This is a genomic window from Streptomyces sp. 8N706 (assembly GCF_052245415.1).
In the GTDB taxonomy this organism is placed as follows: Bacteria; Actinomycetota; Actinomycetes; order Streptomycetales; family Streptomycetaceae; genus Streptomyces.
Genome location: NZ_JBQQBW010000007.1, coordinates 17,679 through 42,266 on the forward strand (window position 1 = coordinate 17,679; position 24,588 = coordinate 42,266).

The 24,588-nt window shown below is 69.4% G+C and carries 22 protein-coding genes; 11 read left to right on the forward strand and 11 right to left on the reverse strand.

Going from position 1 to position 24,588, the window contains the following annotated elements; translation table 11 throughout:
* Positions 1-551 precede the first annotated feature (551 nt).
* Complete coding sequence (locus ACTWQE_RS04815; RefSeq protein WP_443327537.1) at positions 552-1,139, forward strand: polysaccharide deacetylase family protein; 588 nt, start codon at positions 552-554, stop codon at positions 1,137-1,139.
* Between the two features lie 103 nt (positions 1,140-1,242).
* Here the strand turns inward: ACTWQE_RS04815 and ACTWQE_RS04820 are convergent, their stop codons facing one another.
* The 3 genes from ACTWQE_RS04820 to ACTWQE_RS04830 all read right to left on the reverse strand — a co-directional run bounded on the left by ACTWQE_RS04820 (position 1,243) and on the right by ACTWQE_RS04830 (position 3,828).
* A complete protein-coding gene (locus tag ACTWQE_RS04820; RefSeq protein WP_443327538.1) occupies positions 1,243-1,977 on the reverse strand; it encodes a TIGR03943 family putative permease subunit in 735 nt (244 codons plus the stop codon).
* Positions 1,974-2,984, reverse strand: a complete 1,011-nt coding sequence (locus ACTWQE_RS04825) for a permease (protein WP_443327539.1) — start codon at positions 2,982-2,984, stop codon at positions 1,974-1,976. The genes ACTWQE_RS04820 and ACTWQE_RS04825 overlap by 4 nt, the downstream gene beginning before the upstream one ends.
* 502 nt (positions 2,985-3,486) lie before the next feature.
* Complete coding sequence (locus ACTWQE_RS04830) at positions 3,487-3,828, reverse strand: hypothetical protein (protein ID WP_443327540.1); 342 nt, start codon at positions 3,826-3,828, stop codon at positions 3,487-3,489.
* Between the two features lie 756 nt (positions 3,829-4,584).
* On the opposite strand from ACTWQE_RS04830, the gene ACTWQE_RS04835 reads away from it, so the two are divergent.
* From ACTWQE_RS04835 to ACTWQE_RS04850, 4 genes are read left to right on the forward strand one after another with little or no spacing between them, the layout of a single operon-like run.
* Positions 4,585-4,917: a hypothetical protein gene (locus ACTWQE_RS04835; RefSeq protein WP_443327541.1), complete on the forward strand. Its 333-nt coding sequence runs from the start codon at positions 4,585-4,587 to the stop codon at positions 4,915-4,917.
* A complete protein-coding gene (locus tag ACTWQE_RS04840) occupies positions 4,917-6,197 on the forward strand; it encodes a putative T7SS-secreted protein (RefSeq protein WP_443327542.1) in 1,281 nt (426 codons plus the stop codon). Before ACTWQE_RS04835 ends, ACTWQE_RS04840 begins: the two co-directional genes overlap by 1 nt.
* 34 nt (positions 6,198-6,231) lie before the next feature.
* Positions 6,232-6,936, forward strand: a complete 705-nt coding sequence (locus ACTWQE_RS04845; RefSeq protein WP_443327543.1) for a hypothetical protein — start codon at positions 6,232-6,234, stop codon at positions 6,934-6,936.
* 5 nt (positions 6,937-6,941) lie between these two features.
* On the forward strand, positions 6,942-7,613 hold the full coding sequence (locus ACTWQE_RS04850) for a hypothetical protein (protein ID WP_443327544.1): 672 nt from the start codon (positions 6,942-6,944) through the stop codon (positions 7,611-7,613).
* Positions 7,614-7,796: 183 nt separating this feature from the next.
* Here ACTWQE_RS04850 and ACTWQE_RS04855 read toward each other — a convergent pair whose 3' ends face one another.
* The 5 genes from ACTWQE_RS04855 to ACTWQE_RS04875 form a co-directional block, all read right to left on the reverse strand.
* Complete coding sequence (locus ACTWQE_RS04855; protein WP_443327545.1) at positions 7,797-8,351, reverse strand: hypothetical protein; 555 nt, start codon at positions 8,349-8,351, stop codon at positions 7,797-7,799.
* A gap of 99 nt (positions 8,352-8,450) precedes the next feature.
* Positions 8,451-8,585, reverse strand: a complete 135-nt coding sequence (locus ACTWQE_RS04860; RefSeq protein ID WP_443327546.1) for a hypothetical protein — start codon at positions 8,583-8,585, stop codon at positions 8,451-8,453.
* A 170-nt stretch (positions 8,586-8,755) separates the two neighbouring features.
* Positions 8,756-9,814, reverse strand: coding sequence for a UDP-N-acetylmuramate dehydrogenase (locus tag ACTWQE_RS04865; RefSeq protein WP_443327547.1), 1,059 nt, complete (start codon positions 9,812-9,814; stop codon positions 8,756-8,758).
* Positions 9,815-10,125: 311 nt separating this feature from the next.
* The gene (locus ACTWQE_RS04870) at positions 10,126-10,917 is read right to left on the reverse strand and encodes a hypothetical protein (protein ID WP_443327548.1); all 792 of its coding nucleotides are present in this window, start codon (positions 10,915-10,917) and stop codon (positions 10,126-10,128) included.
* A gap of 359 nt (positions 10,918-11,276) precedes the next feature.
* The gene (locus ACTWQE_RS04875; protein WP_443327620.1) at positions 11,277-12,848 is read right to left on the reverse strand and encodes a glycosyltransferase family 39 protein; all 1,572 of its coding nucleotides are present in this window, start codon (positions 12,846-12,848) and stop codon (positions 11,277-11,279) included.
* 894 nt (positions 12,849-13,742) lie between these two features.
* Here ACTWQE_RS04875 and ACTWQE_RS04880 point away from each other — a divergent pair.
* Positions 13,743-14,690, forward strand: a complete 948-nt coding sequence (locus tag ACTWQE_RS04880) for an arginase family protein (protein ID WP_443327549.1) — start codon at positions 13,743-13,745, stop codon at positions 14,688-14,690.
* Between the two features lie 384 nt (positions 14,691-15,074).
* Here the strand turns inward: ACTWQE_RS04880 and ACTWQE_RS04885 are convergent, their stop codons facing one another.
* Positions 15,075-16,151, reverse strand: coding sequence for a mechanosensitive ion channel family protein (locus ACTWQE_RS04885; RefSeq protein WP_443327550.1), 1,077 nt, complete (start codon positions 16,149-16,151; stop codon positions 15,075-15,077).
* 358 nt (positions 16,152-16,509) lie between these two features.
* Here ACTWQE_RS04885 and ACTWQE_RS04890 point away from each other — a divergent pair, with 358 nt between their 5' ends.
* Positions 16,510-16,866 carry a hypothetical protein gene (locus tag ACTWQE_RS04890; RefSeq protein WP_443327551.1) on the forward strand — a complete coding sequence of 119 codons (357 nt, stop codon included), beginning with the start codon at positions 16,510-16,512 and terminating at the stop codon, positions 16,864-16,866.
* A gap of 526 nt (positions 16,867-17,392) precedes the next feature.
* Here ACTWQE_RS04890 and ACTWQE_RS04895 read toward each other — a convergent pair.
* Positions 17,393-18,046, reverse strand: coding sequence for a TetR/AcrR family transcriptional regulator (locus tag ACTWQE_RS04895; protein ID WP_443327552.1), 654 nt, complete (start codon positions 18,044-18,046; stop codon positions 17,393-17,395).
* 489 nt (positions 18,047-18,535) lie between these two features.
* On the opposite strand from ACTWQE_RS04895, the gene ACTWQE_RS04900 reads away from it, so the two are divergent.
* Positions 18,536-19,186 carry a class I SAM-dependent methyltransferase gene (locus ACTWQE_RS04900; protein WP_443327553.1) on the forward strand — a complete coding sequence of 217 codons (651 nt, stop codon included), beginning with the start codon at positions 18,536-18,538 and terminating at the stop codon, positions 19,184-19,186.
* Positions 19,187-19,498: 312 nt separating this feature from the next.
* On the opposite strand, the gene ACTWQE_RS04905 is transcribed toward ACTWQE_RS04900, so the two are convergent.
* Positions 19,499-19,993 carry a MarR family winged helix-turn-helix transcriptional regulator gene (locus ACTWQE_RS04905; protein WP_443327554.1) on the reverse strand — a complete coding sequence of 165 codons (495 nt, stop codon included), beginning with the start codon at positions 19,991-19,993 and terminating at the stop codon, positions 19,499-19,501.
* Between the two features lie 167 nt (positions 19,994-20,160).
* On the opposite strand from ACTWQE_RS04905, the gene ACTWQE_RS04910 reads away from it, so the two are divergent.
* From ACTWQE_RS04910 to ACTWQE_RS04920, 3 genes are all read left to right on the forward strand, one after another.
* The gene (locus tag ACTWQE_RS04910) at positions 20,161-20,577 is read left to right on the forward strand and encodes an Ohr family peroxiredoxin (protein ID WP_443327555.1); all 417 of its coding nucleotides are present in this window, start codon (positions 20,161-20,163) and stop codon (positions 20,575-20,577) included.
* Between the two features lie 279 nt (positions 20,578-20,856).
* Positions 20,857-23,484, forward strand: coding sequence for a hypothetical protein (locus tag ACTWQE_RS04915; protein WP_443327556.1), 2,628 nt, complete (start codon positions 20,857-20,859; stop codon positions 23,482-23,484).
* A 78-nt stretch (positions 23,485-23,562) separates the two neighbouring features.
* Entirely contained in the window at positions 23,563-24,525 is a 963-nt protein-coding gene (locus ACTWQE_RS04920; protein ID WP_443327557.1) for a Gfo/Idh/MocA family protein, read from the forward strand.
* Positions 24,526-24,588: the final 63 nt, after the last annotated feature.

Below are 24,588 nucleotides of genomic sequence, written 5' to 3' on the forward strand. Positions count from 1 at the left end.
GCGGAGATCCGACCGCGTGGGACGGGTGAACAGCCGGTTTCCTGGGGTCATGCCGACCGCGTTCAGCCGCGCGGCGCCATGGGACGGATCTCCGGGGGTGAGCGGCACGGTTCGCCCCGTGGCGTGGGGCAACTGTACGGGGGGCGCATCACCGACCCCGGACGGCTGGGTGCTCTACAAGGTTGCTGTGTCCTGCCCGGGCGTGCGGGCGAGGAGGTCCTGTCCCGCACCTCCTGGTGGGGGCCTGGCCGGCTGCATGGCCAGTCCGGCCCAGCAGGGCGCAAACGGCCGCCGCAGACCGCTGCGCGATGATCGGTGGCATGCAGCAACGAGGCCGAGCGACCAAGACGACCATGAGCCGGCTGACCGCCCTCATCCTGGCGGCAGCCGTCGCGAGCGGGTGCGGAACGGGCAGCGAAGACACCCGGGGTGCGCGGGGACACGAGGCGCCCGCGCCCACCCGGGAGGCTCTCCCAGAGCTGATTCCGCCCCCGCCTCCACCACGGAAGAAACCGCCCCTGCGCGCCCCGATAGTGAACGGAACGCGCCAAATGCCACGGATCGACCGGGTGCCCACCCCTGACCGGGTCGTCTTCCTCACCATCGACGACGGTGCGGCGAAGGACCCGGCCTTCGCGAAGCTGATGCGCACCCTGCGCGTGCCGTTCAGCATGTTCCTGACCGACTCCATGGCCGGGGACAACTACGGGTACTTCGCTCGAATGCATCAGCTGGGCAATAGGGTGCAGAACCACACCCTGACCCACAGACGGCTGGACAACCTCCCCTACGCCGCTCAACGCGCCGAGATCTGCGGCCAACAGAACCGCCTCCAGAAGGTCTTCGGGGAACGGCCAACGCTGTTCCGACCTCCGCGTGGCCACTACGATCCCACCACCCTGCGGGCGGCGGCAGACTGCGGCATCCGCGCCACAGTGCTCTGGCGCGCCAACATGCAGCCCAGGGGTTTGCGCTACGAGGGCACCGACCGCACGCTGCGCCCGGGCGACATCATCCTGTTCCACTTCTTCCCGAAGCAGCGTCTCCATGGCGCCGCACTGACCGACGTAACCGAGGACTTGCTACGGACGATCACCGAGCAGGGCTTCGCCGTCGCCCGGCTCGAGGACTACGTATGAGAATCTCGCCAGGTCGGCCAGCTCGATGCGTGACGACGCCTGGGACATCACGCGGGCGTTGCGCCGCTCGAACCGTGGAGCGGTCACGGACGGCGAGCGCGCCTCAGCCTTCGTACGGGTCGTGCGGGGCCGGGACCGGTCGGGCCCGGGTGACGTTGATGAACGGGATGACGCCGCCGTTGACGGGATCCTTGGTCCGTTTCTTGGTGTAGGTGCCGGTGACTTCGAGCCAGGTGTCGGGTTGCAGGATGGGGGGAATCCGTCCGGACAGACCGATCTTGACGGGTTGGGCGTCGGCAGCGCAGCAGTTGAGGACCATGCGGTTGAGGTACGGCGCGCCGTGGCGGTCGCGGCTGATGAAACCGGTGACTTCGATCCGCCGGTGGCTGAGGGATCGTCCGTGGTCATAGACCGCGCGGCCCGCGTAGTCGACGACGCTGAGCTGGAGGGGGTCGTCGGCGGGGAGGTCGGAGAAGCCCCAGGGTTGTTGCAGGGCCGTGCCCGTGCGCATGGCGCTGTAGGAGCCCAGTGCTGGTGGGGCGACCAGGATGAGGGCGAACAGGGGCAGGACGAGGAGCCAGGAGATGCGTGGTTCCCGGTGGGTGTGGCCGTGCCGGTCGTGGTGCTCACGCTCGGGCTGGTGGGCCTGGAGCGCTCGCGGCCGGCGCAGTTCGTACCAGACGGTGGCGATGGCGGCCGAGATCAGGACGAGCCCGGCCACGACCAGCAAGGGGCGCAACCCGGCCTTGACATAGCGCAGGGAGAGGTCGGTGAGGCCGGCGTGCGCCACCGCCCCGCCGACGAGGAACAGCACGACTGCTTGCGCCTGCCGGTTCACAGCAGGACCGCCCCGACCAGGGCCGACACGAGGACGGCGAGGGTGAAGGTGGCGGGGGCGAACCGCAGCGCGAACCCGCGGCCGAATGTGGCGGCCTGCATGGCGAACAGTTTCAGGTCGATCATCGGTCCGACGACGAGGAATGCCAGCCGGGCGGTGAGCGAGAACTGGGACAGGGACGCGGCCACGAAGGCGTCGGCCTCGGAGCAGATCGACAACACCAGCGCGAGGATCGCCAGGGCGAGGATCGACACCACAGGGTTACTGGCCGCGGTGTGCAGCCAGCTTGCCGGGACGACGGCTTTGAGGGTGGCCGCGGCCATCGCGCCGACGACGAGGAACCCGCCGGCGTGCATCACGTCGTGCCGTACGGATCCCCAGAACGCCGCCCCCTTGCTGAGGCCGTCGAGCGACGGATGGGCCGGTGGGCGCAGCCAGTCGGTGCGGCCCAGCCGCTGCCACAACCAGCCCATCGCGCACGCCACGAGCAGACTCGCCACGAACCGGGCGAGGACCATCTCCGGGTTGCGGGGAAACGCGACCGCGGTGGCGATCAGCACGATCGGGTTGATCGCCGGGGCGGACAGCAAGAACGCCAGAGCGGCCGCGGGGGTGACGCCCCGGCGCACAAGCGCCCCGGCCACCGGCACGGAGGCGCACTCGCAGCCCGGCAGCACCGCCCCGGCCATTCCGGCTACCGGCACCGCCAGGGCGGGCTGTCTCGGCAGCGCGCGGGCGAAGAACGAGGGTGGGACGAACACCGCGATGATCGCCGACAACAGCACGCCGAGGACGAGGAAGGGCAGGGCCTGGACGACCACGGCGACGAACACGGTCATCCAGTTCTCCGTCACCGGCGCGGACAACGCCCGGCGGATCGGCCCCTGCAGCGCAACCACCAGGAGCAGCAGCATGGTCAGGACGAGCGGTGAGTTGAACTGCCAACCCTGCGGCTCGTGCGCGTCGCTGTGGTCAGCCCGGGCCGGGGCTGCTTCGGTGGTGGTCACGGGTGAGGTACCTCCGGTAGGGAAGGGCTCGGGGTTCTCCCCTCCACCCCCAGTACGCCGGTTCAGGCGCAGCGTCTCATCGTGAGATCAACCTCGGTGTGCCGGTTGTTCTCATCGAGCGGTCGCATCGTGCCCTGCGCCGTCCTGGGACGTTCGGGAACGAGTTGAGCGTGGGCGTAACGCAAACTGCGTCGAAACCCCGGCGCATGACGCATACGGCTCCCTCGCCGCCTGGTGCGGAAGGCGCCGGAGAACCCGGCCCGCCGCTACCGAGGCCATCGCTGGATCGACAGCGGCGGCCACCGGCTTGATGGCCGACTGCTGCATCGGCCGAGATGGTCGTCGTCCCGGTCCAGCAGGGCTGACCCTGCCGGGTCCGTGGCCGGCCGGACGGGACGCGGGCGGCGGCTGATGTGTGGCGGAACGCCGCAGCACCGGCAATCGACCAGAGCAACGCGGTCCGCCCGGGCGGTCGTCGGAACCCGCCTACCTGGTTCCTGCCCTACTGCGCTGTGGGTCCGTGTGCCTTGCGATAGAGGGCGATCGCCGAGGCCGGAGGCCGGTACGGCAGGGTGCTGATCTTGCCGGTTTCCTTGGATACGACGACGCAGGTACCGCCGGGGTTCCCCCTGGGGCGAGGCCGCCCCGCCCGCTGATCCGCCGGCTGTTCCGGCTGCGGCGGGAGACCGGCGGTGATGAGGTAGCCGATGTCGAATTCCTGGATACTCAAGGGTGCCGGGGTGCCGTCCGGCCATACGGGAGCGAACCGCGTGCGGGCGATCTCCAGCGCCTCGTCGGCATTCGTCGGGACACGTTGGGCTTCGTCTTCGGGGTGAGAGTCCATGACCATGACTCCTTATACGCTGGTTCAGCTCAGAGGCCCGCGGCAGTCGGAACGGCTCTCATCTCATGTACAGCCGTGAGGCGTTGGAGTAGATGGACGACCCCGCGGGCTCCTCGCCTCCCTCACGGTGGGCCTGGGCAAGCGCGCCGAACACGCACTGGGGCAACAGGTCGGCCTCCACGCCGCTCCTGCAAGTCGTCGATGGGGGGAAGCCTGAAGGCACGCCCCGGTATGAGCCGTGGCGTGCTCAGTTGGCCACTAGCTCCGCGCTGATCAGCGTCATCGTGTGGTTGGCATCCGCGTGGGTGACCCCTCGTGGCGAGTGCAGGCGGCGCCCGAGCCGCGCACTGCGCGGAGCGACGCGAACCTCATCGTGAACGAATGCTATTCGATGGACTGGTGGCTGAGGGCAGGTGATGCGGTGGTTCCGGTGCTCATGATCTTGAGCCTTGTGGCTCCCTTACGTGCTGACCAGCACCTCGGCGTTTCGGGCTGCTCCTGTGCGTCTCTCCGGGCATGTCTGCAGGGACCTTCGCGGTCGTCGAAAGTGCGCCCGAACGCCGATGGCCGAGGAGTTGTACATCAATTGCTAGCAAACCTCGGATGATGCACGGAACGACCCAATTCTGGCAGTTAACCGTCGACAGCCGGTCCGCAAGGTCCATGTAGCCTCCCCTTGGGCGCGGTTGACCCGACGCTTCGAGTTGCGAAGGCTCTGTAGTCAAATATTGAACGAATGGGGAGTGCGCCAGCTTTATGGGGGGTCAATTCAAAGCGGACACGGATCAGTTTGCGGCGTTCCTCAAAACGCTCGAGGACTGTGTCCGGGATCTGGATGAGGCGCGATCGGCTCTGGGACATGTTCGGGCCGACCAGGTCGGGACGACACGACTGGATGAGGCGTGCGACGGCTTCCAGGAACGCTGGAAGTACGGTTCCGAGCAGACCAAGAACATGATCGACGCCATCAGTGAGGGCGTGAAGGAGAACAAGAAGAACTACGACGAGGTCGAAATGGCCTTGGAGAGGGCATTCAAGGAGATGGAGAAGCCTTCGGCGTCAGGTGGCGAGAACGGGGGGACGAATTAGTGGCTGCGAATCCCTATACCAACCTTGGCTGGAACCCCGTTCCTGGTATCCCCAGTGAGGTCGACGCCCTGCGGCGTAAGGTCACGTCCGCGGCGACGGCTCTCCGGAAGTGCCACAACCAGCTCCAGAAATTGATCGGGGAGAGTAGCTACTGGCAGGGCGACGCGGCAAGGGCGTTCCGAGAGGCGATCGACGGCGAACTGCCGACCTATATCAAAAACGCCGCGCGCTCCTTGGAGAAGGCGTCCGCCCAGCTGACGATCTGGGACGGCGACCTGACGTCCAACCGTGACCTGGCGCAGAAGTACGACACAGAGGCCGGTGAGCGCAAGGCCGCGGTCACCAAGGCCAAGGAGCAATGCGCTAAGGCCGAGCAGGACCCGGACCTGGGGCTCGCGGGCCAGCAGTTTTCCACCCAGGCGGAGGCCGACGCGGCTACCGCCAGGCTGCGGGCGGCCGAGCGGAGCCTGAACGAGGCGACGACGGCACTCGACAACGCCAACAGCCGGTACGACGAAGTCGTCCGCAAGGCCAGGGAACTCGAGACCACCCACTCGGAACAGGCCGAAACCGTGGCCAAGAACCTCGACGGCGCTACGGAGAAACTGGCACCTAAGGAGCCGGGCTGGCTCAGCCAGGCCGTCAATTCTATTTGGGACGGCATCAAGGCTGTCGGCAACTTCCTCTACCAGCACGTGGGCACGATCGGGGCGATCGCCGGACTGTTGGCTCTCTTCCCCACGCCACTGGCACCGCTCTTTGCGGGGATCGCACTTGCGGCAAGTGCGACATCCATGACCAAGAATCTCTCCGATCCAAATTTTAGAAGCGACTTGAGGGGCGGCGGAAGCGGCATGGATACTTTCTCCGCCTGGGCCTCCGTAGGCGGCGACTTTCTCGGTATGGTTCCGGGTGGGAAAGCCCTGAGTGCGGCCGGGAAAGAGCTTGCCGTTGGTCTTAGGATGGCTGACAGCTACGGCGTGGCTGTATCGAATGCCGAGAAGGCAGGCGGATTCGTCCGGGAGATCGTCCCCGCTTTCAGATCGGGCGCCGAGAGGAGCGTTGACGACGCGTGGCGGGCTGCCGAGGCCAGTGCAGGGGGCTCAGCCAAGCTGATGGGTAACATCACGGCCAACGGTCTCAATGTTGCCGCGAATACTGTCTCCTCTTTGGAGGCTGAGGGAGTGCTTCCCAAGGAAGCTGCCGCGCACAATGCTTCGGAGATTACCAAGGCAGGCGCCGGTCTGTATGGCCTCGCCGGTTTGCTGAAACTGGTGTGACACACATGATCGCAGTCCTGAAAGGTGGACCTCTGTGACCGACCTCCTGACCGAGAAGGCGAACGAGTCGGAACCAGCCTTCTGGTACGGGATTCCGTACGGCTACATGACGTTGGATCTCGATCCACCGCTCGAGCGCATCGAAGCCTTGGTCGAGGAAGTGCTCCGTTTTCCGGAAGGGTTGCGTGACCTCGGGGAGCAAGTGCTGCGCTTCTACACCGGTGTGATCACCTCCCTGAACGCCCAGAACGTCCAAGGGTGCGCTGTGGGTCTGCACCCGGACGAAGAGGGAGGCGTTTCCCTCTCCACTCTTACGGTTTCGACGGTCCCTGCCTCCGGGGTCAGCGCGAAGCTCGTCCTCGCTGCCATGGTGGGGACTGCTGCCGACAATCTTGATGAGGCGATGCGCCCATTGGAGTTGCCATGCGGTACAGGGTTCGTTGCTGAGAAGAAGCGCCGCACGGTCGCCCCGGGCAGACCGCCCGAGGGGAGCGACACCCCGCCAGAGGGGACGATTTGGCAGGGGACGGTCGCAGTGACTGGCTCCGGCACCCGCGACATCGTCGTGATCCAGTTGGTGACGTCGGCTGTCGACCTCGCCGATGACTATCGAAACGTGCTGCTCGGTGTCGCGCACACGCTGACGTTCACCGATCCCTCGGTTCTCGAAGCCGAAGGTGATCCGGCAGGCGCCGAGGCAAATGTCCCGGCTGACGCCAGTCGAAGCCCGTTTGGATGACGAGGATGGATGACGTGGAATCAGGAGGCGCGATGCCCGATAACCATCAGGTTGTGAATCCGCCCGATGCCGTAGATGTGCAGAAGGTGCTGAGGCATAACTACACAGTTCTGGCCAGGCTCCTGGCAATACGCATAGTTGTCATCGTGGCCTTGGTGATAATGCCGCAGGCACTCATGGCACTGGGCCTCCCGGATTCCTTCTTCACGGCCCTACCGACCGTCGGGGCGGTCTTCGTCTTCATCTTCACGGTCTACCGGGTCAGGTGCGGAGTTCGGCTCGTCCAGTGCGCCAAGGTACTGCGCACCTATCCCCTCGAATTCCGCCCGCGCGTGGAGAAGAGGAGTGAGGAATGGACCGAGTACGGCAATGTGTTCACGATCCGCCTCCCCGTCCGAGGTCAGCACGGGGCGCCGCTGATGTGGGCCCTCAATGCGGCCGGGCGCCGCAAGTGGCCCCAAGGTGCCGAGACAGACGTCTGGTTCGCGGGTGATCCGCCCTTCGGCGGGGTCATGGTGGTGCCGGAGAGCCAAGCGATGCTGTTCCTAAATCCCGCGGACTGGGATAAGGAAGCCCCGAAGCGCGACCAGGCCGACACCGAGCGTCTCGCAAGGGCAAAGCAGGCCGGCATCCTGGAGAGGAACTGGAGGAAGCCGATGATGTGGCGTGGCGGATAGCGTACTGCGTCAATCGACTCCGGGGGGCCGTCCTGGGAGCTTCCCGGCTCGTCATGGTGCCTTTGGCCCACAGGGGCCTTCGGTGATGCGAACATGGAGCAACTCCGGGCGATGGCGTCAACGTTTGTGCGTTGGTGGAGCGTTGGAGGTGCGCAACCGGCAGCGAAAGGATCGTCTTTCGAACTACTGGGGCGTTGGTGCGCTTGGTGCCCGTTGCTCCATGGTCATGAGGCCCTCGCCCCCCGGCAGCGCGATCACTCCCCCGAAGGTGGGGTTTCCGGCTGTCCACACGCCTTTCTCCATCGCCTTGTCCCAGCGGTACCACCGGAGCGGATTGCGCGCCGTGTATCCCTTGGACCAGTCACCTCGCAGGGTGATGAGCTGTATCGGGACGCCCCGTGAGTCCACCACTCCGGGCTGCTTGCGGGCTCCCTCCCCGAGCCTCCAGGGGCCGGACCGCAGGACCTTGCGCATACGGTTCAGACGGCGGAGCGATCCGATGTAGGAGTACAGCCCGGCAGGGACGACGATGCCGAAGAAGAGAGCGGGAACCACTCCTGCCCGGGCCGACCTGATCGGTTCGGCGTACAGGCTCGTCAGGACGGCGAGCGCAAGCGTGACCCCCACGAAGGCGACTAGCCCCGTCGCCACCCGCCTGCGGGCTCGGTGCCACGCTCGCCGCGTTCCCCGGTGGTCGAAGGCGTACGGGGTCGACGGCACGGGGGTGTCGGGAGCCATGAGTGCTCCTCCTGGTGTGGGTGCGCCAAGTCATGCGAACCGTACCCGAGTGCATAGGGGCCACGGCCGGGAGCGTGGTCCTAGTCCCGGGCGCTGTCATCAGATCAGTGAGTGCCGCCAGTTGGTGCTGGTGTTCGGCGGGCGCGCTCCAGCGTAGCCGAGCATGATGACGCCGGAGCGGGTCGGTGTCGCCGGAGAGGTGGAGCCGGGAGCGTTCGCCTCCCGCAATGGCACCGCCCCTCCCCGGCCGACGGCACCACTGGCGCCCGCGCCGGGGAGCCGGAGCGCGTCACGTCACGTGCCGGCCCTCGTGACACACCACAGATCACGCGAGGCCCCGCAGGTAACGCATCACCTGGGCCAAGCAGTGGTCGGGCGGCCGACTGCGCCATGAGAGCCCGCTGCTATCTGCCGCCAGAACCCGGCTTCCACTCCCCGAGGTAATCGATTTCGGGAATGAGCCTCACCCCGGTGCGGAGCAGGGTCTCTTCCAGGACGATGTCGATGGCCCGGGTGAATCCGGCGGCGCTTGCGCCTGCGTCGGCGACCAGGGTGTAGTGCAGCGAGGAGACACGTACGCCGTGAACGATCGGGGTGCTGAGTTCGAAACCGGCCTGGCGGATGAGCCAGCTTGCGCTGACCCGGGTCGAGCCGTCGGGGAAGTCACTGACCGGCGCGTTCTGCGCACGCAGGCGTTCGGCCTGGGCGGGGGAGACTTCGGGGCTGAGGAACACGCTGCCGACCGACCGACGGTCGGTGTCACAGCAGCCCAGCACCATGCCCTTGCCCTTGCGGACGACGAGCACCGAGCGGGCGGCCTCGGCCAGGGGGACCCGGCTGCCGACCGGCACGTCGAGTTCTGCGGCGACCGCACGGTGGGTGACCGGTGTGCTCAGCGGGGACCGGCGCAGGGCGAAGACCAGTTTCAGTACGGTCCAGCGGCGGGCTCCCTTGAAGACGCTGGTGCGGTGGCCCAGTCCACAGGCCGCCGCGTCCAGGGTGACGCTGCGCCCCAACGCCCAGTCCCAGGCCGTCACTTCGACCAGGGTGTCGGAGATTTCCTGGCCGTAGGCGCCGACGTTCTGGACCGGTGTGGCACCCGCCGTCCCGGGGATGCCCGCGAGCATCTCCATACCGCTCAGACCCTCATCGATGGTCATGTCGACCAGGTCGACGAGGGAGTGGCCTGCCTGGACCTCGATCAGCGTCCGGCCGTCGGCGGTCTCCTCCGCCATCCGCACCCCTGTGGTGCTCATCCGTACCACGGCGGAGGAGCAGCCGAAGTCGCTGACCAGGACATTGCTGCCCGTCCCCAGGCAGACCGGTGTGTCGGGAAAGGTACCGGCGAACTCGACGAAGGAGGGAAAGTCCGCCGGGTCGTACAGATCGACGAAGGCCGCCGCCGGGCCTCCGATGCCCAGCGTTGTCATCGGGGCGAGCGGGACCCCGTAGGTGACTCGCATAGGTTTCGGTGTTCTCCTCGGTGCTTGCCTTCGGACACCTGGCACTGCGTGGCCGGAGCCCCGGCCCATGGTCGGCCATCTTGCTCTCCCCCGCGCTCGCTTCGGTGTCTTCCCTGCGGGGCTCCGGTCGGCGGAGGAGCAGAAGGGCGCAGTGGTGGTGCCGCAGTGCGAGCGGCGGACCGCCGGAAGGGGACCGGTACGCGCACGGTGCGGGCTGACGCCAAGACGAGGCGTCCGGCCGGGATGTGCCCGGCCGAACGCCTCTGCCCTACGCCTGCGTTGCCCGGGCGCGGCCGCACCGCGCCCCCGCCTCACGGCTGCTCGGAGATACGGGTGGCGACGCCGTTGACCACGGTGACGTCCGCGTGCACGCCGCCCTTCTTGACCGCCGCCTCCAGCTGGTCGAAGGTGCAGTCGTTGGACGTCTCGCCCTCGGGGTCGCCGCAGATGGTGCCGGCGCCGATGATCTCGGTGTTCTCGGCGACGTGGAACATCTGGTCCTTGATGATGTACTTGCCGGGGGCGAGGTAGGTCAGCGCGCCGGTGAAGGTGCCGTTGACCGGCTTGGCGGAGGGGGCGTCCCCGTTGCCCGAGGAGCCGCCCGACGAACCCGCCGATCCCTGCTCGGCGATGCGGGTGGCGATGCCCTTGACGACGGTGACCTCCGCGTGGACGCCGCCCTTCTTGACCGCCGCCTCCAGCTGGTCGAAGGTGCACTCGGAGGCCGACTGGCCCTCGGGGTCGCCGCAGATGGTGCCGGCGCCAAGGATCTCGGTGTCCTCGGCGACGTAGAACATCTGGTCCTTGACGGTGTACTTGCCGGGGGCGACGTAGGTCAGCGCACCGGTGAACGTGCCGTTGACGGCCTTGCCGGACGAGGTGCCCTTGCCGCCCGAGGAGCCGCCCGAGGAGCCGCCCGTGCCGTTGACGGCCTTGCCGGACGCGGCCGGGGCGGAGAACGACGAGTCACCGGAGTCCGTACCCGCGGCGTCGGACTGCTGGCAGGCGGTGGCCAGCAGAGCGGCGGTCACCAGCAGACCGGCACTGGCGAACGTACGGACTCGGGAGCGGATGGCACGCATGTGGAAGACCTTCTTCGTCATCAGTGGAGTGGTGTAACCCCGGCGAGGTTTCGCTCGGTGTGGTACTCAGCTTGCTGGTAGCGGCTGCCGTCCCATTAACGCGCCGCTAACGAAGCGCTGGCGGCATCGAACCGTGCCGCCCACGGGCATGACTGCTCAAGCGAAGGCCGTCCCCTCCCGGCACCGTCCGGGCCTGAACCCGGGGCCGATGGAAGCCCGTACGCAGTGCCTCGAGGCCCCCGGCAGCCGTTCCTGCGAGACCCAGGACGTCACCGCGCCCTTGTCCACGGTCAGTTGCTGTGGCAATCCTGTCCGCACACGCGATCATTGCAAGACCGCACGGTCGGCACCTGGCCCCCACGCGGCAGCGGCCAACCCGCCTATGCCCTGCGGTAGATCGTGATCGAGTGGCCGACCTCGTCGATCGGCTTGCTGCTTTCGATCAGCGCCGCCAGTCGGCCGCTGGCCTTGGCGATCGAGGAGTCCGACACGACGAGGAGCCCGTGGACCTCGTCCGGGGGCACCTTGCGCGGGTTGGACGCATCGATGCCGTAAGAGGACGGCACGCCGCTGCCCTTGTAGACGAGCCAGATCTTCTCGCCCGGATACCGCTGCCGCAGGCGGTCGGCCAGCCGCCCCAGGTCCTGGCCCCAATCGACGTTCGAGTCGTGCAAGCGCAAGTGAGTCTTCGACGGCCCGCCGAACGCCTCGTTGGAGTACGGCAGGTAGTACGGGTACGTCCGCAGCGAGCTGACCGCGACGAACAGCACCAGCGCCGCCGTCACGACGTGGGCCCGCCTCCACCGGGCGACGACCACGCCGGCGGCCGCGACCGCCAGGAACATCGGCACGAAGACGGCGTACCGGACGCCGAGGTCGCGGGACCCGTACAGGCCCGAGGCCAGCAGGACGGCCGTCGGGACGAGCACGTACGGTGCCGCGGGCCGCAGCCGGGGAACGCCGACGATCGCGACGGCGCCGGCGGCCCACAGCGCGAGCATGCCGAGAGGCGTCTTCACGAGCAGCGCGGCCGGCAGGTAGTACCAGAGCGAACCGCGGTAGTGCCGGCCGAACAGGAAGCCGTCCCACACCTTGTCCTCGAATCCGAACTGGATGCGCATCCCGTCCCGGTACGGCTCCGGGAACGGCAGCCAGTCGACGGCGAGCCCGCGCAGCCCGTGGGCTACCGGCACGTGTCCGGGGGTCGCCCAGCGCAGCCGCGGGTCGACGACGAGGTAGGCGGCCCACACCACGATGACCGCGATCAGCGCCACGAGGGCCGCCGACGCCACACCGGACGCAAGAAGCCGCGCCCTCCCGCGCGCGCCGGTGCCGACGTCCTGCTTCCGACGGGCGTACCGGACCGACACGACGACGAGGAGCAGCAGCACCGGAACCGCCGCCAACGCGCTCATCTTCGTGGCCACGGCAGCGCCGAGCGCCGCCCCGGCGAGCGGGACGTAGAGGGGCGGCCGCCGCCGCGCCCGCCACAGCAGCCAGACCGACGTCAGCAGGAAGCCGGCCGCCGGTACGTCGAGCGTGGCCAACGACCCGTGCGCGATGATGTCGGGCGAGAACGCGTACAGGGCGAGTGCCGCCAACCCGCCCACCGAGCCGACGAGGTCACGGGCGAAGGCGAAGACGACCAGCCCGAACAGCAGCGTCAGCACGATCACCGGCGATCGCGCCAACAGCATCAGTCGCCAGGGATCGTTGCCGGATTCATACAGCAGTCGCCGCCCGAGCTCTGTCTGGTCGCCGGCGAATGCGGGGTCGAGGCGCACGTCGGCGAATGCCAGTCCGGTCGCGATGATCAGTTTGCCCAGCGGCGGATGCTCAGGGTTGTACCGGAGGCTGTGCTGCTGCTGGTAGACCACCGCCGTGCCCACGTACACGGGCTCGTCGATGGTCGGGGTCTGCTCCACGGCCGTCGTGACCATCGCGACCGCCATCTCGGCGAGGAGCACGACCACGACGAGCGCGACCAGGGCGTGTTTCGAAAGTAGCGCCGTCCGCCCGAAGGGCGGGGGTCGCGGCGGCTGGTGCGTACGATCGCAAGGCGGAGGGTCGTCCTCGTACTGGGCGTACTCGGACGAGCCCGACAACGCAGCGAGCGTGCGTGCCAGGCGTCGCGAGCCTGGGGGCACCTCCCGGACGGAGTCTGGGGGAGGGACTTTCGAAACACGCCCTAGCCACTGCTGGTGCCGCCGGAGCCCTTCGCATCGGCCCGGCGGCTCCCCGGCGGTCGCCGGCGTGGGCGGGCGAGCCGGAACGGGCGGCGTGGCGTGCTCGCCACCGTCGAGATCGAGGAGCGAGTGTTGTTCCTGCGTCATCGTCCCCGTACCCCGGTGAGCATCCGAACGGAGCGCCACTCTGCGTGTAGGCCCTGCATGATGGCACGACCTGCAGTACGTCCGCTCCTACGAGCTCGTTCATCGGAGGCCTGCCGCGTCTGTGCGGGAACGTTCCGGCCGTTCGCTGCCGAGGCCTTGCCGAGTCCCTTGCCGAAGGGAGTCGACGCGGGGGACCTCACCTTCGAGGCCGACGCGATGCCTACGGACCGTGGGCGGCCGGGCGCGGACCCCTGGAGCCCGCCGGGGAGCGACTGGGCCCCGCCTCCGTACGGCGCTCTCGTACCGGTTCCCGGCCGGACGTCCAGGTCGATGAGCCCGAGCCGGTCGCCGATCTCATCGGAGCAGGGGCGCAACGGGCTGCCCCGAGCGTGTCTCACGCGGCGCGGCTATTTGCCCGCTCTGCGGCACCATGGGTCCTGTGGCGGCGTGCCGAACCGGATGGCGTCAGAGGCATGCCGGTCGACGTCGCCTGGCCGACGAGGGAGTCCGGACGTGCGGGAACTGGCGATCATCGAAGCACCGTCCGTGCTCGGGCTGCGGCCGTCCGGCGTCCAGGGCATGCCGGAGGCTCTGATCGATGCCGGTCTGCCGGCCGGCCTCGGGGCGGTGCGGGCCGACCGGGTCGAGGCACCGTCGTACGACCCGAGGCGGGACGGTGACACCGGGGTCCTCAACCCGGTCGGCATCGCGCAGTACTCCCTCCGGCTGGCCGACACGGTCGGCGGCGTCCTCGACCGTGGCTGCTTCCCCGTCGTCCTGGGCGGAGACTGCAGCATCCTGCTCGGCAACCTCCTCGCGCTGCGCCGCCGCGGACGCTACGGCCTGCTGTTCCTCGACGGCCACACCGACTTCTACCAGCCGTCGGCGGAGCCGACCGGTGAGGCGGCCTCGATGGAGCTCGCCCTGGCCACGGGACGCGGCCCCCGGCTCCTCACCGACCTCGAAGGCCGAAGGCCCCTGCTGCGGGACGAGGATGTCATCGCCTTCGCCTTCCGCGACGCGGCCGAGTCCGCCGAGGCCGGGATGCAGCCCCTCCCACCGCAGTTGCACGCGATCGACCTCGACGGTGTGCGTGCCGTCGGCGCCGCCGCGGCAGCGCGCCAGGCGGTCGGTCGGCTCATCGCCGGTGAGAGCGCCGGGTACTGGGTCCACCTCGACGTCGACATCCTGGACGACGCGATCATGCCGGCCGTCGACTACCGCCTCCCTGGTGGGCTGACCTGGCAAGAACTGGAGAGTGTGCTGCGGACGGCGCTGGCCGACGAGCGAGCCGTCGGCCTCGATGTCACGATCTTCAACCCCCGTCTCGACCCTGAAGGGAGGATCGCGGCTCGCCTCGCCGAGTGCCTGCGCCAAGGGCTGATGTGCGTGCCCCACGGAGCGGACCGCCACCGTGCCGGCCCAGGCACTGACCGCCGACCTCCACGAGGGACGGTGTGATCCGCTGGGCACGGGCCGCCCACGCCGGTCATGACGGCGGTACGAGATGACCGCCCCATGGGGCCTGCTGGCCGGCGTCACCAGCCTCCGGACCGCGATCGCGGTTGCCGGACTCCTCATCCTGACAACCCCGCTCCTGCTCCCCCGACACGACCCCACGCCGCAGCAGGAGCGGGAACCGGCCCGGAGCCACACATGACACACCACAACTCGCCACGGCCCGCTGAAGGCGGACCGTGGCCGGTGCGCCGATGCGCGTCGTGTCACCTCGCCCACGTCGTCGCCGAGGCGGGTGTGTCCCGACCTCTCAGCAGGCCGATGAGTTGTTCGGCGAGGGCAGCGTCACCGGACCCTGATGCTGCTGTCGCCCACCAGCCCCTGCTTTTACGGCATCGGGTCCAACGTTTCGCGCTGGTGGGGAATCGCGATCTCGCCCGGCTGCTGCAAGGCCACGGTCCGCGTGGGGGAGGGGATCCTGATGCCCTCGGCCCGGTACCGCTGGTGCAGGCGCTTGATGAACTCGTGCTTGATCCGGTACTGGTCGCTGAACTCGCCGACCCCCAGGATGACCGTGAAGCTGATCCTGGAGTCCCCGAACGTGTGGAAGCGGACGGCCGGTTCATGGTCGGGGACGCCGCCGGTGATGTCGGTCATCACGCTTTCGACGACTTCGGTGGTGACCCGTTCGACGTGCTCGAGGTCGCTGTCGTAGCCGACCCCCACCTGCACCGTGATCGACAGTTCCTGTTCCGGCCGGGTGAAGTTGGTCATGTTGGTGCCGGCCAGCTGGGCGTTGGGGATGATCACCAGGTTGTTGGAGAGGTTGCGCACCACGGTGTTGCGCCAGTTGATGTCTACGACGTACCCCTCCTCGCCGCTGCTGAGCCGGATGTAGTCCCCGGGCTGCACGGTCTTCGAGGCGAGGATGTGCACGCCCGCGAAGAGATTGGCGAGGGTGTCCTGGAGTGCCAGGGCGACCGCGAGACCGCCCACACCCAGCGCGGTGAGGAGCGGGGCGATGGAGATGCCCAGGGTCTGCAGCACGACGAGGAAGCCCATCGCCAGCACCACGATGCGGGTGATGTTGACGAAGATGGTGGCCGATCCGGCCACGCCGGACCGGGACTGTGCCACGGACCTCACCAGGCCGGTGATCACTCGAGCCGCGGTGAGGGTGACGACCAGGATGAGCAGCACGGTGAGCGTCTGGTTGACGCTGTGTCCGACACTCTCCGTCAGGGGAAGCGCCGCGGTCGCCGCCGCCAGGCCGGCGGCTATCGTCGCCCAGGGCACCACGGCCCGCAAGGCGTCGACGATGACGTCGTCCCCGCTCCACCGTGTTCTGCGCGCGTGCGTGCCCAGCCACCGCAGGGCCGCTCGCAGCAGCAGACCCGCCACGATGCCGGCGGCCAGCGCGGCCCCGGCGACGATCACGTCGTGCAGGGTGAACGCGCGGTTCACCGGCCGGCTCCCGCTGCCTGGACGAGCGGCCTCGCTACGAGCCGAATGTGATGTGCCGTCACCTTGCCACCTGCTTGTCTCCGGGGTCTGGGAATACGCCGAGATGTACGAGGACGACCCGACGCGATCTGCCATCCTGCCGCACGCGGTTCGGCACACAGGAGGCAACCCGCTTCGTGGCGCGACGGCGCGGGTGCTCGGGCGCGGCATCCTCATCGCTACCGCCGACTCACCGGATGTCTTTCAGCCACGATCCGACACCGTGAACCAGCTCACCCCGTCCGTGCCCGGCCCACGTCGTGATGGGGTTCCGCTGATCTCCCGCCTGCGCCGTACGTGTGCCGCTACGGTGACGGGCATGGATGCCAGGAACGCGCACCCCGCCGAGGAGTGGCCGCTCCCTCCTTCGTGGATGTGGAGTTGCCAGGAGTGCACCGAGCTGTACAAGGCGATGAAGCGGGCTCCCGAAGTGGTGGATGCCGCGCGGAAGGCCGGTGGGCCGGGGGTGGACTACGACCCGGTCGACACTGTGGTGACCACGCAGATCCGGCTCGCCCAGCACATCGCCACCCGGCACACCGCGGAAGTCCCCGCCGTCGACCAGGCATGCCAGAGGTGCGTGTCCGACACGACGGGGCAGCTTCCCGCCGTTCTCGTCATGGAGCACCGTGCCCGCCACCTGTTCGCGCCGCCGAGCATCGTCGACTTGCTGTGACAGCCGCGGCCACTCGAGTGGGCGGAAGCCAGAACCGCTGACAGGGCGGGACCGTCGGAGAGGTGGGCGCGGAGAGGCCTTTCGCCGCCTCCGGCCCCGCGCGGTCTGCATGATCTCCGGAGGTCAGTGGCCGGGAGCGGAGGTGGCGCTGACCATCGGTGCGGCGACCGGGGGCCCGCATCAGGCATCCCGGTCGCCGTACCGTCACCGCTTTTCCGTCAGTGAGCGGTTCCCCGGCTCTTTCGGTTTCTGACCTCCTCGGTCGGCTGTGGTCAGGGCTCGGCGCGGGGCCGCGTCGTGCCGGAGATGTCCGCCGCGGTGGAGAGCTGCGGCAGGGCGGTCGGAACCGGTCCGGTGGGTGTGCGGGTACGAGCGGGTGTGCGGGTACGAGCGGGCGTCGCGCCGAGAGCCGACCGGAGGTGTCCCATCACGCGGACACGGACGTCCCCGGACGCGGCGAGGTGGTCCCGCATCCGGCGAGAGCCGGTGCGTCAGCCGGTCAGGGGCGAGCCGTCCTGACCAAGGGTCAGGACTTCGTGGAATCCCCGGCGTTCCCCACGACCCGTGCGTGCAGCGCGGTGAGGCCGTCGAGGAACATCTCCAGGGCGAGTTCGAAGCTGTCCCGGTCGATCTCATCGGCATGCTCGGGCAAGCGGTGGGCTCCCGCCAAGTGCGGGTAACGGTCGACGTACACCTGTATGTCGTCGTCGAACCCCCCGGCGAAGGAGCTCATCGCGGAACCGATCACGAGGTACTTGGTGGAGGCTCCGATCATCGTCGCGTACCGGGGCGGCCAGCCCGCACCCACCAGGCCGCCGTGCACGGCGTCGGCGCGCCGCAGGGATGCCTCACGGCGGGCCGGGCCATAGGCGAGGAACGGAACGATGTGGGGATGGGCGGCCAGGGCGGCACGGTAGGAACGGGCCCATGACGCCACGCCGTGCCTCCAGTCGCCGGTCTCGAAGCCGGAGACGTCCACGTTCGCCATGATGGTGTTCGCGACCTCGTGGAGAACATCGTCCTTGGTCTGTACATGCTCGTAGAGCGAGGAGACCTGGACTCCCAGCTTCCCGGCGAGCTTGCGCATCGAGAGGCCGGCGAGCCCCTCCTTGTCCACGATGTCCAGTGCCGCGGTGCAGATGCGCTCCCGGCTGAGGATAGGTCTGACCGGCCGGCCCACCGATGTACCCCCAGGTCGTGACGCGGTTGTTGGCCCGCGGTTCCTTGCCTCCGGCCTCAGATTACACGCGTGGCGGTCCGCCCAGGTCCTGGCCGCGATATCCGCCGGAGCTCTGTGCGGGGCAGGTTCCCGTGCCCGCTCCTGCTCCGGCGAGCGTGCCTGGTCGGAGCGGGCAGGGCCGCCGGGACAGATGTGCGGCGGCCTGCCGGTCCGGCCGTGCCGTAGGGAAGCGGCCCCAGGGGTGCCCCGGCTCTACGGCCGAGCGGCCCCAGGGGTGCTCCCCGGTCTGCGCAGGGGGCGACGCGGGACCGCCCCGCGTGATCCATGACCGGCTCCGCTGTCCGGTGACAGCTGCCCACAGCCGACTGCGACCGGCCGCCCAGGGGCGCGATGTTTGCTGTTCCGGCAACATTTGTTGTCAGTCGGTGAGGGGCGGGCGCAGGCTTCACCGAGAGCCACACCGACGGCCGTAGCGAAGGAGACCGATCGATGACCGACACCTCGCCGCAGACCACCGCTGAGCAGTACTGGGAGGACTTCTACCAGGAGCGGGAAAGCCCTTGGGGAACCAGCGGCAAGCCGAACGAGCTGCTGGTACGGGAAGTGGGTCCGCTGGCGCCCGGGACCGCGCTGGACCTCGGGTGCTCCGAGGGCTCCGACGCGATCTGGCTGGCCGAGCGGGGCTGGCGGGTCACCGCCGCCGACGTGTCGGCGACAGCGCTTCGGCGGGCCGCCGCCCGTGCGGATTCCGCGGGGCTGTCCGGACGGATCGACTGGCAGCAGCACGACCTGTCGCAGTCGTTTCCCGCCGGGATCTTCGATCTGGTGTCGGCCCAGTTCCTCCACTCTCCGGTCGCGCGGGAGGCGGAGCGGGAGGCCATCCTGAGCCGGGCCGCGGAGGCGGTGGCACCGGGTGGGGTACTGCTGATCGTCGGCCACGCCGGATGGCCGTCATGGATGCAGGAACCGCCCCACGACGTCCACTTCCCGACCACGTCCGAGGTCCTCGGTTCGCTCGACCTCGCGCCGCGGCAGTGGGACGTCGAGGTCGACGAGGTCCTCTACCGTGAACTGACCGGACCCGAGGGCCAACCCGGTACCCACACGGACAACATCCTGAGGGTCCGCCGCACGCGGTAGACGGCGCACCGCGGCACGTGCTGTCCTCGGTCTCCGCGACCGCCGTCCCCTGGCCCCGGGGATCCGCATCGCAACGCTGACTGAACTGCCAACAGTTGGGGGACGCGCTGTCCGGGGGCCTCACACGCCGCCGGACAGCGTCACCGCGGGCGACGGCTCCCCGCTGGGACTGGGGGCGAGTCGAAGATGGTCCAAGGTCGTGTGCCCACACGTCACCGGTTCACTGAGCACGCTGTCCAGCCCCCGGTACGCCGTGGTGCATCCCGGGAGGCCGAAAGCGCTGAGCGTTCACCAGCGGGGCCCGCCCCGGCTTCAACTCTCCCCGTCGGCCGCCAGGTCCAACGCCTCTGTCACCCTGCGCAGTTGGCCGCGCAGGGCCGCCAACTCCCCCTGGTCCAGCCCGCTCGCCGCCATGATCTCGAGCGGGATACCCCGGGCGGTCTCGCGCAGCGCTTCCCCGGCCTCCGTGGTCCGGACCCGTACGGAGCGCTCGTCCTGCGCGCTGCGCTCCCGGCTCACGAGCCCCGCCGTCTCCATGCGCTTGAGGAGCGGCGAGAGCGTGCCCGAATCCAGCCGCAGCATTTCGCCGAGCCGCTTGACCGACATCTCCCCGTGCTCCCACAGCGCGAGCATCGCGAGGTACTGGGGGTAGGTCAGCCCCGTGTCCCGCAGCAGCTTGCGGTACACGCCGTTGAAGGCCCGGGACGCCGCGTGCAGCGCGAAACAGACCTGCACGTCGAGGCTCAGCAGGTCCCGCCCCGAGGCGGAGGGCGAGGGGAGCTGCTGCGGGCTGGTTTCCGTGGCCATGTCTCCAGCCTACCTTTCGGTTGTACACATTTCGGACGGGCATGGCTCGATCGTACACCGCTTGGTTGTGTGCAACTGAATTGTGTGCTCTACTCCTCTGAGTCAGCGACTGGCGGACATCACGGCAGCACTCGCCGAGGTGCCCACGTGTGAGAGGGATGGTCTTCATGGATGCGCTGTACACCGCGGTGGCAACGGCCAACGGGCGCGAAGGACGGACGGTGAGCTCGGACAAGCAGATCGACCTGCCGCTGGCCCACCCGCCGGCCCTCGGCGGAAACGGCCAGGGCACCAACCCGGAGCAGCTCTTCGCCGCCGGCTTCGCCGCCTGCTTCGCCAGCGCGCTCGGTCTCGTCGGCCGCCAGGAGAAGGTGGACACCAAGGACGTCTCGGTCACAGCCGAGGTCACCATCGGCAAGGACGACAGTGACGGCGGCTTCGGCCTGAAGGTCGTCCTCCGTGTGGAGCTGCCCGACGCGCTGCAGGGCGAGATCGGCAGCAAGCTGGTCGAGGGCGCCCACCAGGTCTGCCCCTACTCCAAGGCGACGCGCGGCAACATCCCGGTCGAGCTGATAGCCGAGTAATCACCCCGCGTAACCGATGGTCGCGGCTGTGCCGCGCCCCGGGCCCCGTGAAGCCCGCCGCATGGTGCGGCGGGCTTCACGCATGATCACGTATGCCGGACCCCGGCGGGTGCCGGAGCCCGCCTGCCGCTGTCGTGCGGCGGCGGAACGTCGCCCCTGTGGCGTACTCGCCCTGTTTCGAGCCCGTCCGAGGCCACGCTACGGTCGCCTGGTGGGAGGGGCCTCGGCGGGCCGCCCCCGAGGTGCCCGTACCCGTACCACGTCGCCCGAGGAGACCGGATGGCACGAGTGAACTTACGTGCTGCGTTCATGAGCGGTACGGAGTCCAGCGTCTCCGCACAACAGGTGTTCACCAACCGGACCGACGAGGTGGCCGCGTTCGGCCGGTCGCTGGCCGGGCTCCACCATGCCCTGGACGAGGCGGAGATCTCGCCCGTCGTCGACCGCGTGCAGGGCCGTCGCAACGTCCTGACGTTCTACGGGGTGGGCGGGATAGGGAAGACGACGCTCTCCCACGAGCTGGAGCGCCGTCTCCTGGCCGACGCCCGGACCGGCAACCATGACGACGTCGTCTCCGTACGGATCGATGTCTCCGAGGGCGGCGCATCCGATATCGAGGGCCTGCTGCTGCGCCTGCGCGCCGGCCTCGGGCGGCTGGGGAACCGCTGGCCGGCGTTCGACCTGGCCCTGGCCTCCTACTGGGCCCGCGCCCACCCGGGGGAGGGGCTGCAGGAGTTCCTGGACGTCTCGCCGGCCGTGCGGCGTGCCTCGCGGAGCGTCGGCCTGACCGAGCAGATCGCGGCGAGTGTCGAACTGGTCGTCCCCGCCGACGTCGGGGGGCTGGCGGGGCTCGCCCAGCGCGCGGCGCTGGGCACCTACCGGGCCATCCGGGACCGGGTGCGGGAGGGGCGGCTGCTGTCCGACTGCGAGCTGTTCGCCGAGCTCATCGAGGCGGACGCCGACTACGAGACCCTGTCGTTCTTCCCGTATCTGCTGGCCTGGGATCTGGAACGGCAGCCCCGGCGGGGCCGGCGGCCGAGGGTGTGCGTGTTCCTCGACACCTTCGAGGCGCTCGGCGGCCGGGCCGACCGTACGGCGGAGCGGTTCGTACAGCGCTGCGTCTATCTGATGCCGAACGTGCTGTTCGTGATCACCGGCCGGAACCGCGTCGACTGGGCGGACGGCAGTGCGAGCGGTGAGCTGGACTTCACCGGCCCGGAGCGCTGGCCCTGTCTGCACTTCAGCAATGACACGGTCGAGCCGCGCCAGCACCTGGTCGGCTATCTGTCGGACTCCGATGCCGACAGCTATCTGCGCGAGGCGCTCACCCGGGACGGCGAGCCGGCGATGCCGGCCGCGGTGCGCCGGCGGATCATCTCCGGCGGCCAGGGGCTGCCGTTGTATCTGGACCTGTCGGTGTCGCACTTCGTGGAGCTGCTGGCGCGGGGCGGGCAGCCCTCGGTCGACGACTTCGGCGGCTCCTTCACGGCCGTGGCCACCCGGTCGCTACGGGACCTCCCCCGGGAGGAACGCGATCTGGTCCGCACCGCGGCGCTCATCGACCGGGTCGACGCCGGACTGCTGCGGGCCGGCCAGCCCTCCCTGCCGGACGGCTGTGTGGCGCGTTTCCTGCGGCGCCCGTTCCTGACGCACGACGACGCCTACGAGCTGCCGTACGCCTTGCACCTGGCGCTGCGCTCCGCCATCGGGGAGGCCGACCGGGCGCTTCCGGACGGCTGGTCCGACCGTGACCGCAGTGAGGTCGCGGCCCGGCTGCTGCGCTGGCTGGGGGAGCGGCTGGGCGCCTCCGCCGGGCGCGCCGCGACCGCGCAGGCCCTCGAGTTCGGCCTCAAACTGTCGGGCACCTACGGGGTCTTCGACGACTGGATGGTGCGGGCCACACAGCGGCTGGTGGAGGCGGGGCAGTGGACGCTGATCGGAGAGGGACTCACCGCCGGTGCGGTGGGTGTTCCGGAGTTCCGGGCGGTCCGTGCCGCGATACAGGGGGTTCAGCTGCGCCGGACCGGACGCGCGCCGGAGGCGGTCGGGGTCCTCGAGGGTGCTGACAGCGGCGTGGCGGAGGGCAGCCTGGCGGCGCAGCTGGTGCGCCTCCACCTCGCGCACGCACTCCGTAACCAGGGTGACTACACACGGGCCGCGGAGATCTACCAGGGCCTGCTGGGCGGCGAGTTCGACGCCGCCGCCCGTTACTGGCTCTGCGACTACGACTACCTCAACGGGCGCTTCGCCACCGCCCTGGCCGCGCTACGGGGGCGGGGCAGCCGTGACGCGGCCGACGAGGGCGAACGGCTCCGGCTGATCGGCCACATCTGGCGGGTCAACGCCCGTTTCGGCGAAGCCACCGACGCCTACTCCGAGGCGATCGCCCTCGCCCGTGGCGAGGGGCTGGCCGCCGCCGAGGCGAAGGCGCTGGTCAACCTGGCTCAGACGGCCTGCTGGACCGGGGACACGGCCACCGTGTCCGATGCGGCGGGCCGGGCCCGGGAGCTGCTCGACCTGGTGCCCAACCCCGTCGAGCTCGTCAAGGTCCGTTCGGCCGAGGCGGTCGCCTCGGCCATGGCCGGCAACGCCCCGGCGGCGTGGGAAGCGGTCGGTGACACCCGGCGGCTGGCGGACGGGATCGGCTACCGGGGCGGCCACAACCTGGCGGATGTGGCCCAGGTCCTCCTCGGCGCACTCGCCGGTGACCACGACTCCGCCCGCCGTACGCGCTCCGAGCTCGACGAACGCACGCGGACCTCGGGCGGCAACACGTACTGGGTGCCCATCGTGACCTGCTGGATCGACGGGCCCGATGCGGCGGTGGAGCGCCGTCCCGTCGTCGACTGGGTCGACGGTTCCGTCGCGTCGCTGGGCCGCTGGGCAGCGGTGGTGGCGCCCCGATGACGCTGCCGTATCCAGGAGCGACGCGCCGTCGGCCCGTCGCGCGACGTGGCGGAAACGCCCGAGGAGAACGGGGACTCCATGAGTGACCTGGTACGGGTCGGCCTGGTCGGGGTCGGGATCATCGCCCGGACCCATCTCGAGGTCCTCGCCGAACAGGCCCGGATCTCCCTGGAGTTCACCGTCGACCCTCACCTCACAGAGCGGACCGCCTTCCGCGGAACCGTGCCACCCCACTACAGCGCCCTCCCCGACGCGCTCGAAGCACACCACCCCGACCTGGTCGTGATCGCCACTCCCACGGACACACACGCCGGCCTGGCAGCCCAGGCCCTCACCCAGTCCTCGGCCCGGGTGCTGGTCGAGAAGCCCCTCGTCCATGATCTCGACTCCCTCGCCCGGCTGCGGTCCCTGGAGGGGACGGCCGATGTGCGGGGCCGCGTATGCGTCGCGCACCACTTCGCCTTCTCGCCCGAGGTGCGCTGGGCCGCGGAGCAGATCGCCGACCACCCCGACTGGGGCCCCGTCACGGGTATCACCTCGGCGTTCCACGACCCCTACGTCCTCCGGGGCGAGCAGGCCTTCGCCTCGTACATCTCCAGCTGGATGGACTCCGGGGTGAACCAGCTCAGTATGCTCGCCCGTTTCGTCGAGCTCATGGCGCTCACCTCCGTGCGGCACATGGACGACGGTGCGAGCGCCTGGTGCACCGTCGCGTACCGCTCCCGCGGCACCGTGGGCACGGCCCGGCTCCGCACCAGTTGGCTCACCGGCTCCAGCAGCAAGGAGACCCTCCTCACCTTCGGCCGCTCCGGCGTGGAGATCTGGATCGACCACACCGCCATGACCGGATTCGCTGCCCGTGGCGGCAGGCTGCTCGCCACCCACGGCCATGACGGCCGGACCCCCCGGAAAGTCGCCCACTACCGGCCCCTGTACGCGAGCCTGCTCTCCGACGAGCCCGACCCGGTCCTCGGCTTCGACACCGCCACGGCCGTCACCGAGATCCATCACGCGACACCCCCGCCCGGCGCCGACGCGTAGGACCGCAGGCGGGATCAGGCCCGCACGACGGCGGGCCGCCGGCCGGCCCGTGGTCGTACACCA